The following is a 16,401-nucleotide window of genomic DNA, read 5'->3' as shown; positions in this document are numbered from 1 at the left end:
ACCGTGGCAACCGACGGGCCGATCGCCCGCGGCACCAGAGAAAAGGGAGAGGAAAGATGTCGCATCGTTCCGCATTGCACGCCGTCGCGGTTCGGGGTGGCGCCTCGGGGTTCGCACTTGCCATCGCCATCGCAGCCGCCGCACCGGCCCTGGCGCAGACCGCCGGCACCCCCGCGCAAGACCAGACCACGCCGCCGCCCGAAGAGGCCGAGATCGTCGTCCGCGGCTTCCGCGCCTCGCTGGACAGCGCACTGAGCCTGAAGCGCAACGAAACCGCCGCCGTCGATTCGATCGTTGCCGAGGACATCGGCAAGTTCCCGGACAGCAACCTCGCCGAATCGATGCAGCGCGTGCCCGGCGTGGCGCTGTCGCGCGGCGATGGCGGCGAGGGCCGCAACATCTCGGTCCGCGGCCTGGGCGCCGCTTTCACCCGCGTGCGCATCAACGGGATGGAGGGCAGTTCGCAGACCGGCTCGTCCGATATCTACGGGGCTGGCAACTCCGGCCGCAGCTTCGACTTCAACGTCTTCCCGACCGAGATCTTCTCGGCGCTGGCGGTGCGCAAGACCACCTCCGCCGATGTCGAGGAAGGCTCGCTCGGCGCAACGGTGGACCTGAGCGCCCCCAAGCCGCTCGACCTCAAGAAGGACTTCACCCTCACCGCCACGCTGCGCGGCGTGTACAACGAGGTCAGCAAGAAGACCGACCCGCGCGGCTCGCTGCTGGTCGCCAAGAAGTTTGCCGATGGCCGCTTCGGCGTGCTCGCCAGCTTCGCCTATCAGAAGCGCCATATCCGCGAGGTCGGCTATTCGGCCGTCGACATCCTGTCGGCCAACACCAATGGCTATGATCCGGACGGCACCGGCCCCGCCCCGATCCAGCCCTTCTGCACGCCGATCGGCTACGCCCCCGTCAGCCCCAATGTCGCAAGCAAGGGCTCGTCGAACACGCTGTGCAGCACCGGCAATCCGCGCACCAGCACCACGGCCGCCTACAACACCATCGCCAATCTGCGCCGTGCCGATCTGCCCAACGTGCCGGGCAGCGGCGCCTTCCTGCCGCGCCTGCCGCGCTATGTGAATTCGGAGCAGAATACCGAGCGCCTCGGCGGCACACTCTCCCTCCAGTTCAAGCCCGACGATGACACCGATATCGGCGTCGACGCGATCTATTCGCGCTTCGACGTGACGCGCCGCGACAACTATATCGCCGGCATCTCGTTCGGCCGCTCGATCACCAACAACGGCCAGCCGATGGTCTCGGTGCGCGATGCGCAGTTCAGCTCGAACGGCTCGCTGCTCTACGGCCTGTTCGACGGCGTCGACGTGCGTTCCGAAGGCCTGGTCGACCACTGGATTTCGGACTTCCTCCAGGTCAACACCCACCTCAAGCACCGCTTCAACGACAAGCTGCAGGTCGAGATGCTGGTCGGCAAGAACCAGTCGGTCTGGTGGAATCCGAAGCGCTTCCAGACCTTCATGGACGCGATCGACACGCCCAATTTCTCGATCGACTTCCGCAATGGTCGCAGCACGCCGCTGATCGGCTTCGGCTTCGACGTGTCGAACCCGGCAAACTTCAACTATGCCCCCGGCCGGTCGGACGGCACGGTGCTCGGCGGCTTCAGCTTCCAGGGCAAGCCGTCGAAGAACCAGACCGACAATTTCACCGGCGAGCTGAACGTCGACTACAGCCTGAGCGAGGCGATCAAGCTGCGGTTCGGCGGCCAGTATCGCAACGCCGACTTCAACGCCTATACCTCGCTGCCCTATACGTCGCAGACGATCGTCCAGGCGCTGCCGGCGGGCACCAGCCTCGCCAGCATCACCACCCAGATCAGCGGACTGGACCAGTTGTTCGGCAGCGGCGCGCCCAAGAGCTGGGCGGCGATCGATGCCGACAAATGGTCGCAGGTGTTCAACTATGACGCGATCCAGTTCTGCAAGACCGAGTGCGGTGCGACCGCCTCGCGCATCCGGGAATCGGTGAAGAGTGCCTACGCGATGGCGACCTTCGACACCGGGCTCGCGCTACCGTTCAAGGTCCGCGGCGATGTCGGCGTGCGCTATGTGAAGACCGACATGCTCGCCGCCGGCTATATCAGCGTCGCGGCGACCGGCCAGACGCCGACCAACCTGCGCGGACAATATGCCCAGGTGGTGCGCGGCTATGACGACTGGCTGCCCTCGGGTAACCTGGTCATCGAACCGGCGCGTAACCTGCTGCTGCGCTTCGCCGCGGCGAAGGTGATGGCACGACCGGACCTGGGCCAGCTCGCGCCGACCAGCGGCATCACCGCCACCACGCGCACCGGCAACATCAACAACCCCTATCTCGATCCCATCCGCGCCGACACGTTCGATGCGGCGGCGGAATGGTATTTCCAGCCGGGATCGCTCCTCTCGGTCGCCTATTTCCACAAGAACATCAAAACCTTCGTGCAGCGGGTGACGAGCCAGATCCCGTTCAACCAGCTGGGCCTGCCGGTGGCGTTGCTCGACAACAGCGCCACCGCGCCGACCGAGATCTTCACCGTCGGCCAGCTGGTGAACACGCCGGGCGGCAAGCTGAACGGCATCGAGGTCAACGCGCAGGTGCAGTTGCGCTTCCTGCCGGGCTTCCTCAAGAATATCGGCGTGCTGGGCAACTACACCCATGTCACCTCGAAGATCCGCTACATCCTGGCGAGCGTGAACGGCGTGCCGACCGTCACCACCACGGCGGACCTGGTCGGCCTGTCCAAGAATACAGCCAGCGGCACGGTGTTCTACGAGGACAACAAGTTCAGCATCCGCGCGACGGCGAGCTACCGCGATCGCTATATCCGCGCGATCCCCGCCTCGCCGGGCAGCGACCTGCAGGGCAATTCGCCCAACACCTTCGTCGACGCCTCCGCCTCGTTCAACCTCAACGATCACGTCAAGCTGATCGTCGAGGCGCAGAACATCACCGACGAGCGCAACAACCTCTATATCGACAGCGTCCGCCGCGACACGCTGTTCCAGACGCGGATCGGGCGCACCTTCAACTTCGGTGTCAATTTCCAGTTCTAGACCGAACCTCCCCTCGGGCCGCCGCCACACCCCGGCGGCCCGCATTTTTGCGTTTCCAGGAGTTGCCGTGATGCGTGTCGCCCTGCTCGCCGCCGCCCTTGCCGCCCCGCTCGCGGCGCAGACCACCGATGTGCTGAACGGACGACAGGTGGAGCGGCTCGACCGCGCGCTGATCGCGGTGCCGGGGGCGAACGGCGGGGTGCATGTCGCCTGGCGGCTGCTCGGCACCGACTCCAAATCCACCGGCTTCACGCTCTACCGCGACGGCAAGCCGATCGCGCGCATCGCCGTCAACCAGCCGACCAGCTTCCTCGACAAGGCCGGTACGCCGGCGTCGCGCTATGCGCTGGCGGTGAACGGCGGCGCGGCCGGGGCGCCCGTGGGCGTTTGGGCGGGGGGCTATCTCGCCGTGCCGCTCGACAAGCCGGCAGATCGCACCACCCCCGAGGGCGAGACCTATAGCTACAGCGCCAACGACGTCTCGGTCGGCGATCTCGACGGCGACGGCCGCTACGAGCTGATCGTCAAATGGTACCCCAGCATCGCCAAGGACAATGCCTTTGCCGGCTATACCGGCGAGACGCTGATTGACGCCTATACGCTGGAGGGCAGGAAGCTCTGGCGGATCGACCTCGGCCGCAACATCCGGTCGGGTGCGCATTACACCCAGTTCATGGTGTTCGACCTCGACGGTGACGGCCGCGCCGAAATCGCGATGAAGACCGCCGACGGCACGATCGACGGCACCGGCAAGGCGATCGGCGACCCCTCGAAGGACTGGCGCCACGGCGACGCATCGGTGGAGGTGCCCGATCGCACCGGCTCCACGGTCACCGGCGATGGCCGCAAGATGGCAAACCTCAAGGGTAGGATCCTCAACGGGCCCGAATATCTGACCGTATTCGACGGGCGCACCGGCCGCGCGCTGGCGACCGCCCCCTATGCGCCCCCGCGCGGCGCCGATACCGAAGCCGGCCTCAAGGCGTTGTGGGGCGACGGCTATGGCAATCGCTCCGAGCGCTATCTGGCCGGCGTCGCCTATCTCGACGGGCACCGGCCGAGCCTGGTGTTCGGCCGCGGCTATTATGCCCGCTCGACCCTCGCCGCCTGGGACTGGCGCGACGGCAAGCTGACCCAGCGCTGGCTGTTCGACAGCGCGACGCCCGGCAACGAGACATACGGCGACAACGGCAACCACCAGCTCTCGGTCGCCGATGTCGACGGCGATGGCCGCGACGAGGTGATCTACGGATCGATGGCGATCGACGACGATGGCAAGGGGCTGTGGTCCTCCGGTCTCGGTCACGGCGACACCATGCATGTCGGCGATCTCGATCCCACGCGGCCGGGCCTCGAGAAGTTCGGCGTGCATGAGGAGATGCGGCGCAGCGGCAATCGCGGCGCGGCGATGCTCGATGCGCGCACCGGCGAACTGCTCTGGTCCACCCCCGCGACCAGCGATACCGGCCGCGGCATCGCCGTCGACATCGACCCGCGCTTCCCCGGCGCGGAGGCCTGGGCGAGCAACTCGCCCGATCTCTATGATGCGCGCGGCAAGGTAATCCCCGGCGGCCATCCGCGCGCGGCCAATTTCAGCATCTACTGGGACGGCGACGCGCTCGCCGAGCTGCTCGACGGCACCCGCATCACCAAATGGGACTGGACGACGCACTCCGAGAAACTGCTGCTCGATCCGCCGGGCACGACCTCGAACAACGGCACCAAGCGCAACCCCTCGCTCTCCGCCGACATCCTCGGCGACTGGCGCGAGGAGCTGGTGCTGCCGAGCACCGACAGCCGCGAGCTGCGCATCTACGCGACGCCCTGGCCCACCGCGATCCGGCTGCCGACGCTGATGCACGATCCGGTCTATCGGCTGGGCATCGCCTGGCAGAACACGGCGTACAACCAGCCGCCGCACCTCTCCTTCGATCTTGCCACCCACAAATAGGCCGTTGACGCGATGTGGATGCTGGCGATGCTCGCGATGGTGACCGGTCCGCAGACCTTCGATCTCGCGCCCGGTGCACCGGCGCAGCCCGGCAGCGTCGCGGTGGCCGAGGGCACGCCCTACCAGCCGGGCGGCTTCGGCTATGAGCCGGGGGGCAAGGCGCGCGAGCGGCTCTTCTCGGTAGCTGTGCCCGAGGGCAATTACCGGGTGACGGTGCGCCTGGGCGATGCCCGCGTGGCCTCCCGCACCACGGTGAAAGCGGAATCGCGCCGGCTGATGCTGCGCGCGATCACCACCGCGCCGGGGCAGTTCGTCACCGCCAGCTTCGTCGTCAATGTGCGCACGGCCACGCTCACCGCGCCGCCGGTCAATGCCCCCGGCGGCACGGCCGTGCGGCTCAAGTCGCGCGAGGCGGGCAGCTATACATGGGACGACAAGCTCACCCTCGAATTCCTCGGCGATCCGCGCGTGCAGCGCGTCAGCATCGAGCCGGTGACGGTGCCGACGGTCTTCCTTGCGGGGGACTCCACGGTGACGGATCAGCGCGCCGAACCCGCCGCCAGCTGGGGCCAGATGCTGCCGGCGCTGTTCCAGCCCGACATCGCGGTCGCCAACCATGCGGAATCGGGCGAGACGCTCAAGTCCTTCGTCACCGAGCTTCGCTTCGACAAGCTGTTGTCGCAGGTGAAGCCGGGCGACTGGGTGCTGATCCAGTTCGGCCATAACGACCAGAAGGCCGACTGGCCGCAGACCTATGCCGACCCCGCCGTGACCTATCCGGCGTGGCTGCGCACCTATATCGCCGAGGTCCGCCGTCGCGGCGGCACGCCGGTGCTGGTCACCTCCCCCGAGCGGCGCAATTTCGATGCCGGCCGCGTCCGCCACACGCTCGCCGACTATGCCGAAGCGATGCGCACGGTCGCACGGGAGGAGAAGGTGCCGCTGGTCGATCTTCAGACGGCGACGATCGCGCTCTACGAAGCTTATGGTCCGACCGAGGCGGCAAGACTGTTCAACGACGGCGGCCGCGACAAGACGCACCACAACAATGATGGCGCCTGGCTGCTGGCTCGGGCGGTGGCGGCAGGGCTGGCCGAGGCGATTCCCGAGCTGGGCGCGCACCTTTACCCCGACGCCCGCCGCTTCGATCCTGCGCATCCTCCGGCGATCGACAGCCTGGCACTGGCGCCGAGCCTCGCCGCCAGCAGCGAACGTCCGGCGGGCAGCTGATGGAATCGGCACAAAGATCCTCCCCGGCACGGGGAGGGGGACCATGCGCAGCATGGTGGAGGGGGGCCTCCCCACACGATTCCCTTGTGGAGATCCCCCTCCACCACGCCTTCGGCGCGGTCCCCCTCCCCGTGCCGGGGAGGATCTGATGCGCACCGGCCTCGTTCTCGACGTCCGCGCGCACGGCGCGCGCGGCGACGGCGTGGCGCTCGACGGCCCCGCCATCGCGGCCGCGCTCGACACCGCGCACCGCGCAGGCGGCGGCCTCGTCCTGCTCCCGCCGGGCACCTACCGCAGCTTCTCGCTGCGCCTGCCCTCCCGCGTCACCCTCGCGATCGAGGCCGGCGCCACCCTGCTCGCCGCCACCCCGGGCCCGGATGGGGCCTATGACCTGCCCGAGGATCGCGGCCCCCAGCGTTACCAGGATTTCGGCCACAGCCACTGGCACAACAGCCTGATCTGGGCCGAGAATGCCGAGGACATTGCGATCCTCGGCAAGGGGACGATCAACGGCGCCGGCCTCACCCGCAACGGCCCCGGTACACCGTGGAGCGCCCAGCGCGGCGAGCGCCCGCTGTCGATGGCGACGATGACGCCCGCCGACGTCGCCCGGCTCGAACAGGATGCCGCCGCGATGCGCGGGCAGGGCAACAAGGCGATCGCGCTTGCCCGCTGCCGCCGCGTGACCATCGCGGACCTCAGCCTCTTTCGCGGCGGCCATTTCGCGATCCTGGCGAGCGAAGTGGAGGATCTGCACTGCACCGGCCTCACCATCGACAGCAACCGCGACGGCATCGATCTCGACGGCGTCCGCCGCGCGCGGGTGGCGCGCTGCCGGGTCAACACCCCCAACGACGACGCCATCGTCCTCAAGACCAGCCTCGCGCTCGGCCGCACCTCCTGCGAGGACGTGGCCATCGAGGATTGCACGGTTTCCGGCTATGACCTCGGCACGCTGCTCGACGGTACGAAGGGCCGCACCCAGCAAGTCTCCCCCGATCGCGACAGGGTGACCGGCCGCATCAAGCTCGGCACCGAGAGCAATGGCGATTTCCGCCGCATCTCGATCACCAATTGCCGCTTCGAGCGCAGCCGCGGTCTCGCGATCGAGAGCGTCGACGGCGGCACGATCGAGGATGTGCTGGCCGAAAACCTGACGATGGACGAGGTCACCACCGCCCCGCTGTTCCTCCGCCTCGGCGCGCGCCTGCGGGGACCGGAGGGAACGCGCATCGGTGCGATCCGCAACATCGGCATTCACGGGGTCCACGCCGCCGGGATCGATCCCCGCTTCGCCGCGATCCTCGCCGGCCTTCCCGGCCATCCGATCGAGGATGTGCGCCTGTCCGACATCGACCTGCAGTTCGAGGGTGCCGTGGAGGGTCCGCCGCCCCCCACCCCGGCCGAACTGGCCGATGCCTATCCCGAGCCGAGCATGTTCGGCCCCACCCCCGCCTGGGGGCTGTGGGCGCGCCATGTTCGCCGCCTCGCCGCCGCCCGCCTGTCGCTGCGCCGTACCGGCATGGATCTGCGTGCGCCGATGCTGCTCGAAGACGCCGCCGATGCGCGGATCGCATTTGACGCGGACGCGCCGCACCGCTACCATATAATGCATAGTAATTCCATATAGTGGCGCGGAGGGGAAATGCGGGTACAGGCGTTCCGGATGCAGCTCAAGCCCGGCATGGCGGCGGCGTACAAGGCGCGCCATGACGCGATCTGGCCCGAACTGGCTGCGCTGCTGCACGATGCCGGCATCCGCGACTATTCGATCTTCCTTGACGAGGCGACCGGCGCGCTGTTCGCGGTGCTGAAGCTCACCGAGGACGCCACCAACGACCAGCTCCCCGCCCATCCGGTGATGCGCCGCTGGTGGGACCATATGGCGCCGCTGATGGAAGTCGCGCCCGACAACCAGCCGCTCGAATGGCCGCTCCGCCCGGTCTTCTACCTGCCATGATCCGCACCGCCCTCTTCGCCTCTACGCTGCTCGCCACCCTGCCCGCCGCCGCGCAGGAAGCGAAGCCGACCGCCAATCTCGCCGCACCGGTGAAGACCTTCGGCCGCGTATCCTATGATGCGCGCTCGCTGATGATCGACGGCAAGCGCACCGTGATCTGGTCGAGCGAGATGCATGCCTTCCGCCTGCCCTCGCCCGATCTGTGGCGCGACGTGCTGCAGAAGATGAAGGCGAGCGGGTTCAACACCGTCGCCTTCTATTTCGACTGGGGCTTCCACAGCCCGAAGCGCGGCGTCTACGACTTTTCCGGCATCCGCGACATCGACCGGCTGCTCACCATGGCGGAGGAGGAAGGCCTCTACGTCATTACCCGCGCCGGCCCCTATGTGAATGCCGAGCTCACCCGCGGCGGCTTCCCCGGCTGGCTGGTCAACCAGCGGTCGCGCGCGCGCACCGACGATCCCGACTATATGGCCGCTGCCGACGAGTGGCTGACCCAGGTCCATGCGATCATCGCCCGCCACCAGATCAACGGCGACGGCAAGGGCCACAAGGGCTCGGTCATCCTCCACCAGATCGAAAACGAGCTGGCGCTGACCACGCCTTCGCAGCGCCGCTACATGGACCATCTCGCCGCCAAGGCCCGCGCAGACGGCATCACCGTGCCGCTGTTCCACAACGACCAGGGTCGCAACGGCTATTGGGTGCCGGCGGGCGGCGGGGTGGAGAAGACCGTCGAGGGGCCGAACGACCTCTATGCGTTCGATGGCTATCCCGGCGGCACCTGCACGGTGGCGGGCAAGCCGACGCGCGGCTCCGCGGCACCCGACTGGGGCTTTTACGGCCCCGGCGGCGCGAAGGGCGGCGCCTCCGCCTCGCCCAACACGCCCGGCTTTCTCGCCGAATTCGGCGGCGGCTGGTTCGATTACTGGGGCTCGAACGGCGGCTACGAGTGCAACGCGGTCCAGCGGGGCAAGCGGTTCCAGCGGGTGTTCTACGGCACCAACCTTGCCAACGGCATCGGTATCCAGAGCTTCTACATGGGCTTTGGCGGCACCAGCTGGGGCTGGCTGCCGGCGCCGGTGGTGTTCACCAGCTACGACTATGGCTCGGCGATCGCCGAGACCCGCGCGCTCCGCCCCAAGGCGGAGGAGCTGAAGCAGCTCGCCGGGCTGATCCAGAGCGTGCCCGATCTCGCCGGCATGGTGCCCGCCGGGCCGGTGGCGGTCTCGTCCGAGCGCATTCAGATCTATCACAACAAGAGCCCGGAGACCGACGCGCGCTTCCTGCTCGTTACTCACAAGCCCTCCAACGGCCAGACCGACGACCGCTTCACCGTCACCGCCGACCTGCCCGACGGCCGGTACAGCTGGCCGATGGCGCTCAACGGGTTCGACGCGAAATGGCTCGTCGCGGGCGTGACGCTGGGCGGCCAGCGGCTTGTCTATTCCAGCTCCGAGCTGCAGGTGGCGCTCCGCCAGGACGGGCGCGACCTGCTGCTGCTCTACGGCCGGGCGGGCGAGCCGGGCGAAACCGTGCTGCGCTATCGCTCGGCGCCGAAGGTCGAGGTGCTGGGAGGCACCGCCACCTCCAGCTTCGATGCGGCGCGCGGCGACCTGAAGCTCACCTACACCCACAAGGGTCTTACCCGCCTGCGGATCACCGGCGGCGGGCGGCCGGACAGCCTCCTGCTGGTCGGCGACGAGGCCGAAGGCGCGCGCTCCTGGCGGATGGGCGATGTGCTCGTGCGGGGCCCCGCGCTGGTGCGCCGTGCGACACAGCAAGGCAGCAATCTTGTCCTTGCCGGCGATACCGAGGGGCCGACCCCGCTCGAAGTCTGGGCCCCCGCCGCGACGCGCAGCCTGCGCTGGAACGGCGCCCCTCTCGCGGCAACGCGCACCCCGTCCGGCAGCCTGGTCGCGACCAAACCTCTCCCCGGCCCGGCGCCTGTCACGCTGCCGGCGCTGGCCTGGGTGTCCGCCCCCGGCACGCCCGAGGCAGCCCCCGATTTCGACGACAGCAGCTGGCAGGCGATCGACAACCGCGCCTATGCCAGCATCACCGCCCGGCCGGACGGCGTGCCCAACCTACTGATGGACGCCTATGGCTTCCACGACGGCGATGTCTGGTATCGCGGCCGGTTCGAGGGCAGCGCGGCGGCCGAGCGGATCCGCATCCATTATGGCGCAGGCGGATCGGGCATGCTCCAGCTGTTCTGCGACGGTCAGCTCGTCGGCCAGCACGAGCTGCCGAGTGGCCTCCCCCGCCCGATCACCACCGGGGTCGCCGAGTTCGACCTGCCCGCCGCTGCCCGCACGCCGGGCGCGCATGTCCTCTCCGTGATGGTCCGCAACAACGGCCACAACTGGGATCTCGATGCCGACGATTTCCACAAGGAGGCCCGCGGGATCGTCTTCGCCTCGGTCGAGCCCGCTGGGGGCCCGAGCTTCGCCGTGCCGGTGACGTGGAAGATCCAGGGCCGCAAGGGCGGCGAGGACCTGGCCGATCCCGCACGCGGCGTCGCCAACACCGGCGGCCAATATGGCGAGCGGATGGGCTGGCACCTGCCCGGCTTCGACGATCGCGGCTGGAAGGCGGCGACATCCGTCGGCCCGGGCACGACATGGTACCGCACCCGCTTCACGCTCGACGTGCCCAAGGGTCAGGACGCGACGATCGGGGTGGCCTTCGGCGACACGAGCAAGCCGCGCTCCCCCAAGGCCCGCTACCGGGTGCTGCTGTTCGTCAATGGCTGGAACATGGGGCAGTTCATCGCCCATGTCGGCCCGCAGCGCATCTTCCCGGTGCCCGAGGGCATCCTCAACCATCGCGGACCCAACAGCATCGCGCTCGCCGTCACTTCGGACGGTGCGCCCGGCAATACGCTGGAAGCGGTCAAGCTGGTGACGCTGCGCAACGTGCGCGGCGGCCTGCCCGTCGCGATGGTGCCCGCCCCCCAGCGCCCGGAGGAGCTCAAATGATCACCCGCCGCACCCTGCTCGCGGCCTCGGCCGCTGCGACCGCCGCTGCCGCGCTCCCGGCCCGTGCAGTCCCGATCGAGCGGCTGCCGCTCTGGCCAGGGCGTCCGCCCGGCGGCGAGGGCGTGACCGCCAAGGACGAATGGGTCAAGCGTTCGCCCACCGGCGGCGAGGACGACATCGCCTGGCCACATGTCGCGACCCCGATGCTCAACGTCGTTCCCGCCGAACGACCCGACGGCTCGGCGCTGCTGATGATCCCCGGCGGCGGCTATACCCGAGTGGCCCTCGGCCGACAGGGCTCGGCCATTTCGCGGCATTTCGCTGCGCAGGGCACCACCGTGTTCGAACTGCTCTACCGCCTGCCGCATGACGGCTGGGCGGCCGGCCCCGACGCCCCGCTGCAGGACGCACAGCGCGCGATGCGGCTGATCCGGGCGGGCGCGGCGCGCTGGAAGATCGATCCGGCGCGGGTGGGCGCCATCGGCTTTTCTGCCGGCGGGCACCTCACCGCCAGGCTGGGCAGCCGCGCGAGCCTTGCGACCTACGCCCCCGTCGACGCGGCCGACCAGCTCTCCGCCCGGCCGGTGGCGCTCGGCCTGTTTTTCCCGGTGATCACCCTGCGTAGCCCCGAGGCGCATGGCGGCTCGCGCAAGGAACTGCTCGGCGCCAACCCGAGCGAGGAGCAGGTCCGCCGCTTCTCCGCCGAGCGCGACCTGCCCGCCGACATGCCCCCCACCCTCGTCGCGCATGCCGCCGACGATCCGGCGGTGCAGCCGGCCAACAGTCTGCTGATGTTCGCCGCGCTGCAGGCGGCGAAGATCCCGTCCGAGCTGATGATCTTCGAGAAGGGCGGCCACGGCCTGCCCCTGATCGAGCCCGACGGCACCCCCCATCCCTGGCCCGGCCTGTTCGCGCGGTTCGCGCGCCGCCACGGCCTCTGACCCCTTTCACCCACGGAGACACATCCCTTGGCCGCCTCGCACGACATTCCCCGCAGCCTCGTCACGCAGAAGATCGACCTGCTGATGGACAATCTCGTCCACATCCAGGACGAAACCGGCGAATTCCTGCTCCACCTCGAAGACGGGCGCATCATCGACACCAAGGGCTGGGCGGGCTGGGAATGGACCCACGGCGTCGGCCTCTTCGGCATGTGGCGCTATTTCGAGCAGACCAATGACCAGAAGGCGCTGGGCATCATCAAGGGGTGGTTCGCCGATCGCTTCGCCGAGGGCACGCCGACCAAGAACATCAACACCATGGCGCCCTTTATCACCCTCGCCTGGCTCTACGAGTATGAGCCCGATCCCAGCTACCTGCCCTATCTCGACACCTGGGCCGAATGGCTGATGGCGCCGGACGGGCTGCCCAAGACCGAGGAGGGCGGCTTCCAGCACATCGTCTACAACGACGAGAATCCCGGCGAGCTGTGGGACGACACGCTGATGATGAGCGTGCTGCCGCTCGCCAAGATCGGCCTGCTGCTGGGTCGCCCGCACTATGTGGAGGAGGCCAAGCGCCAGTTCCTCGTCCACATCAAGTACCTGTTCGACAAGAAGACCGGCCTCTGGTTCCACGGCTGGGACTTCACCGGCCGGCACAACTTCGCCGAGGCGCTGTGGGCGCGCGGCAATTGCTGGGTGACGATCGCGATTCCGGAGATCATCGAGATCCTCGATCTGCAGCCGGGCGACGCCTTCCGCACCTTCCTGATCGACACGCTCGCCGCCCAGGTGAAGACGCTTAGCCAGACGCAGGACGAAAGCGGCCTCTGGCACACGCTGGTGATCGATCCGACCAGCTATCTCGAGGCCTCGGCCACCGCGGGCTTCGCCTATGGCATCCTGAAGGCGGTGCGGAAGGGCTATCTGCCGCGCACCTATGAAGCGGTGGGCCTGAAGGCGGTGCGCGGGGTGCTCGACAATATCGACGCGACCGGCGAGCTGCAGCAGGTAAGCTTCGGCACCGCGATGGGCGACAGCCTGCAATTCTACAAGGACATCCGCCTCACCTCGATGCCCTATGGCCAAAGCCTCGCGATCTGCGCGCTGGGCGAGCTGCTGCGCACCTATATCTAGGCGCGCGCGGCCCGGCCGAGGATCCAGCGATAGAGGCTGGGCAGCAGCACCAGCGTCAGCAGCGTCGAGGTGACGATCCCGCCGATCACCACCGTCGCGAGCGGGCGCTGGACCTCGGCGCCCGCGCCGCTCGCGATCGCCATCGGCAGGAAGCCGATCGAGGCGACCAGCGCGGTGGAGAGCACCGGCCGCAGCCGGTCGCGCGCGCCCTGGCGAACTGCATCCTCGATTGGCAGCTCCTCGCCCTCGCGGCCATCCCGCAGGCCGTTGATATGGTCGATCAGCACCAGCCCGTTGAGCATCGCGATGCCAGAGAGCGCGATGAAGCCGATCGCCGCGGTGATCGAGAAGGGCATGCCGCGCAGCCATAGCGCGAGCACGCCGCCGGTGATCGCGAACGGGATGCCGGTATAGACGATCGCCGCCTCGCGGAGGCTGCCAAGGGCCGCATAGACCAGCGCGAAGATCAGCAGCAGCGCCAGCGGCACCACGATCGCCAGCCGCCGCTGCGCCGCCTCGAGTTGGTGATACTGCCCGCCGAACTCGATGCGATAGCCGGGCGGCAGCTTCACCTTCTGAGCCAGTTCGGCCCGGGCCTTGTCGACATAGCCGGCGAGGTCGCTGGTCGACAGGTTGACCATCAACGCGGCGCGTCGGTTGCCGTCGTCGTGGAGGATCGGCTCGACCATCTGCGTCTCGCGCAGCCGCGCCACGCGCGACAGCGGCACCATGCCATATTGCCCGACGCGCAGGGGCAGCGCGAGGATCGCCTGCGGGTTGGCGCGCAGCCCCTCGGCCATGCGGATCACGATGGTGTGGCGCGCGGCATTGTGCGGGATGAAGCCGACCTCGGCGCCCGCCACCGCATCGCCGATCGCCTTGTTCACCTCCTGCGTGCCGATCCCGAGGCGGAGCAGCGCAGCATGGTCGAGCTCGACCACGATCGTCTTCGGCCGACCTGCGGTTTCGAACTCCACGCTGGCGGTGCCGGGCTGCTTCTCCAGAAGGGCCCTGGCCTGCGCAGCCGCGCGTTCGAGGACATCGTAATCGTCGCCATAGATCTTCACGGCGACGTCGGCGCGCACGCCCTCCAGCATTTCGTTGAAGCGCATCTCGATCGGCTGTGCGAAGGCGAAAGTCTGCTCGGCATAGACCTGATGGGCAACTTTCTCGATGCCGGCGATCAGCTCGGCCTTGGTGCGCGGCTTGCCCTCGCCTGCGGGCCAGTCCTTTTCGGGCGCATAGAAGATGTACAGGTCGTTCTGCTCGGGCGGCATCGGATCGGTCGCCACCTCGCTGGTGCCGATGCGCGAGAACAGGTGGGTGACCTGCGGGTAGGCCTTGCGGATCGCCTGCTCGGTCGCCTGCTCGATGGCGAGGCTGCGCTCCAGCGACATGCCGACCGGGCGATAGACCATCGCGGTGATCGCGCCCTCGTCGAGCTGCGGGGTGAACTGCGAACCGAGCGTCCGGAAGGTGAGGAAGGTAGCACCCAGCAGCGCCACCGCGCCGATCACCAGCAGCACCGGATGCGCAAGCGCTGCCGAGAGCACCGGAGTATAAGCGCGGTTGGCGAGGCCGATCAGGCCCTTCTCCTCGCCCGGTTCGGCATGGGATGTCGGCGCACGGAGCAGCCAGGCCGAGAGCATCGGGACGATCGTGAAGGTCCAGGCAAGCCCGGCGACGATCGCCAGCATCACCGCCTGCGCCATCGGCTGGAACAGCTTGCCCTCCACCCCGCCCAGGCTCAGCACCGGCACATAGACGAGCGCGATGATCGCGATGCCGAAAAAGGTCGGCCGCGCCACGCTGCGCGCCGCCTCGGCGATGATCGCGCGGCGTTCCTCGGGCGAGAGGTCCCCACCCTTTTCCTGCCGCCGCACCGCCAGCAGCCGCAACGCATTCTCGACGACGACGATCGCGCCGTCGACGATCAGTCCGAAATCGAGCGCGCCGAGGCTCATCAGATTGCCCGACACCCCGATCGCATGCATGCCGGTGACGGTGACGAGGAAGGCGAGCGGAATGACCAGCGCGACGATCAGCGCCGCGCGCCAATTGCCCATCACCACCAGCAGCACCAGCGCCACCAGCAACGCGCCTTCGCCGAGATTGCGCTCCACCGTCGCGATCGTCCGGTCGACCAGATCGGCGCGGCTATATTGCCGGTCGATCACCATGCCCTTGGGCAGCGCGTCCTGGATTTCGGGCAGCGCCGCCTCGATCCGCAGCGCCACCTGCCGGCTGTTCTGGCCGACCAGCATCATCGCGGTGCCGAGGACGGTCTCGCGCCCATTCTGCGTCGCGGCACCCTGGCGCGGGCCATGGCTGGTGACCACGGTGGCGAGGTCGCGCACCTGCAGCGGCAGCACGCCCGCGGCGAACTTGACCGGGATCGCGCCGATCTCCTCGGCCGTCATCACCCGCGCATCGGTCCGCACGGCAAAGCGCTCGGCCCCGCGCGCGACGATGCCGCCGCCGGCATTCTCGACATTGCCCGCCACCGCCTGTGCCAGCTCGCCCGCCGTCACGCCGTGCGCGGTGAGCCTGGCGGGGTCCGGCTGGACGACATATTGCTCCTCCAGCCCGCCGTTCGAATTGACGTCGGCGACGCCGGGCACCGCGCGGAGCATCGGCCGGACGGTATATTCCTGCGCCTCGTACAGCTCCATCAGCTGGCGCTCGGCCGACATGCCCGGCGGCGGCCGGCGCCATTCGAGCGTGTAGTAGTAGATCTCGCCCAGGCCCGTGGTGATCGGCGCGAGCTGCGGCGTGCTCCCCGCGGGCAACTGGTCGCGGACCGCGTTCAGCCGTTCGGTGACGAGCTGGCGCGCCTTCAGCGGGTCCGTCCCGTCCTTGTAGAGCAGGGTCACCTGGCTCAGCCCGGTCTTGGTGAGCGAGCGCGTCTGGTCCAGCCCGGGCTGGCCGCCCATTGCCCGCTCGATCGGCAGCGTCACCAGCCGCTCGATCTCCTCGGGCGCAAGGGCTGCCACGGGCGTGTTGATCTGCACCTGCACGCCGGTGATGTCGGGGATCGCATCGATCTGCAGGCTGAAATAGGACCAGAGCCCCACCGCCGCGACGATCGCGCTGAGCGCCGCGACGGCGAGCCGGTGATGGGTGACCCAGTGGAGCCAGCGGTGCATGG

9 protein-coding genes are annotated in these 16,401 nt (G+C 68.6%); 8 read left to right on the top strand and 1 reads right to left on the bottom strand.

Translation table 11 applies throughout. From position 1 onward, the window contains the following. Positions 1–56: 56 nt before the first annotated feature. The 8 genes from QZ814_RS14400 to QZ814_RS14365 all read left to right on the top strand — a co-directional run bounded on the left by QZ814_RS14400 (position 57) and on the right by QZ814_RS14365 (position 13,253). Complete coding sequence (locus QZ814_RS14400) at positions 57–3,053, top strand: TonB-dependent receptor (RefSeq protein WP_294333472.1); 2,997 nt, start codon at positions 57–59, stop codon at positions 3,051–3,053. Between the two features lie 70 nt (positions 3,054–3,123). After that, entirely contained in the window at positions 3,124–5,004 is a 1,881-nt protein-coding gene (locus QZ814_RS14395; RefSeq protein ID WP_294333614.1) for a rhamnogalacturonan lyase, read from the top strand. A 12-nt stretch (positions 5,005–5,016) separates the two neighbouring features. Continuing rightward, on the top strand, positions 5,017–6,234 hold the full coding sequence (locus QZ814_RS14390) for a rhamnogalacturonan acetylesterase (protein WP_294333470.1): 1,218 nt from the start codon (positions 5,017–5,019) through the stop codon (positions 6,232–6,234). Between the two features lie 148 nt (positions 6,235–6,382). Further along, positions 6,383–7,864 (top strand): glycosyl hydrolase family 28-related protein, encoded by a 1,482-nt coding sequence (locus QZ814_RS14385; RefSeq protein ID WP_294333467.1) that lies wholly within the window; start codon positions 6,383–6,385, stop codon positions 7,862–7,864. Between the two features lie 15 nt (positions 7,865–7,879). After that, positions 7,880–8,194 (top strand): L-rhamnose mutarotase, encoded by a 315-nt coding sequence (locus QZ814_RS14380; RefSeq protein WP_294333465.1) that lies wholly within the window; start codon positions 7,880–7,882, stop codon positions 8,192–8,194. Next, the gene (locus QZ814_RS14375; RefSeq protein WP_294333464.1) at positions 8,191–11,175 is read left to right on the top strand and encodes a beta-galactosidase; all 2,985 of its coding nucleotides are present in this window, start codon (positions 8,191–8,193) and stop codon (positions 11,173–11,175) included. Before QZ814_RS14380 ends, QZ814_RS14375 begins: the two co-directional genes overlap by 4 nt. Further along, positions 11,172–12,116, top strand: coding sequence for an alpha/beta hydrolase (locus QZ814_RS14370; RefSeq protein ID WP_294333462.1), 945 nt, complete (start codon positions 11,172–11,174; stop codon positions 12,114–12,116). Before QZ814_RS14375 ends, QZ814_RS14370 begins: the two co-directional genes overlap by 4 nt. Before the next feature lie 84 nt (positions 12,117–12,200). Next, complete coding sequence (locus tag QZ814_RS14365; protein WP_365898749.1) at positions 12,201–13,253, top strand: glycoside hydrolase family 88 protein; 1,053 nt, start codon at positions 12,201–12,203, stop codon at positions 13,251–13,253. On the opposite strand, the gene QZ814_RS14360 is transcribed toward QZ814_RS14365, so the two are convergent. Further along, a complete protein-coding gene (locus tag QZ814_RS14360; RefSeq protein WP_294333458.1) occupies positions 13,250–16,399 on the bottom strand; it encodes a CusA/CzcA family heavy metal efflux RND transporter in 3,150 nt (1,049 codons plus the stop codon). The two genes, QZ814_RS14365 and QZ814_RS14360, sit on opposite strands and share 4 nt — an antisense overlap. Positions 16,400–16,401 lie beyond the last annotated feature (2 nt).

The organism is uncultured Sphingomonas sp. (genome assembly GCF_913777625.1).
Taxonomy (GTDB): domain Bacteria; phylum Pseudomonadota; class Alphaproteobacteria; order Sphingomonadales; family Sphingomonadaceae; genus Sphingomonas.
This window is presented reverse-complemented; position numbering and strand designations above follow the sequence as displayed.

What these genes read in the sequence shown, in the direction of transcription:
- QZ814_RS14365 (WP_365898749.1), top strand. Translation starts at nt 12,201, where the DNA reads ATGGACAATCTCGTCCACATCCAGGACGAAACCGGCGAATTCCTGCTC.
- QZ814_RS14375 (WP_294333464.1), top strand. Translation starts at nt 8,191, where the DNA reads ATGATCCGCACCGCCCTCTTCGCCTCTACGCTGCTCGCCACCCTGCCC.
- QZ814_RS14390 (WP_294333470.1), top strand. Translation starts at nt 5,017, where the DNA reads ATGTGGATGCTGGCGATGCTCGCGATGGTGACCGGTCCGCAGACCTTC.
- QZ814_RS14385 (WP_294333467.1), top strand. Translation starts at nt 6,383, where the DNA reads ATGCGCACCGGCCTCGTTCTCGACGTCCGCGCGCACGGCGCGCGCGGC.
- QZ814_RS14370 (WP_294333462.1), top strand. Translation starts at nt 11,172, where the DNA reads ATGATCACCCGCCGCACCCTGCTCGCGGCCTCGGCCGCTGCGACCGCC.
- QZ814_RS14380 (WP_294333465.1), top strand. Translation starts at nt 7,880, where the DNA reads ATGCGGGTACAGGCGTTCCGGATGCAGCTCAAGCCCGGCATGGCGGCG.
- QZ814_RS14360 (WP_294333458.1), bottom strand. Translation starts at nt 16,399, where the DNA reads ATGCACCGCTGGCTCCACTGGGTCACCCATCACCGGCTCGCCGTCGCG.
- QZ814_RS14395 (WP_294333614.1), top strand. Translation starts at nt 3,124, where the DNA reads ATGCGTGTCGCCCTGCTCGCCGCCGCCCTTGCCGCCCCGCTCGCGGCG.
- QZ814_RS14400 (WP_294333472.1), top strand. Translation starts at nt 57, where the DNA reads ATGTCGCATCGTTCCGCATTGCACGCCGTCGCGGTTCGGGGTGGCGCC.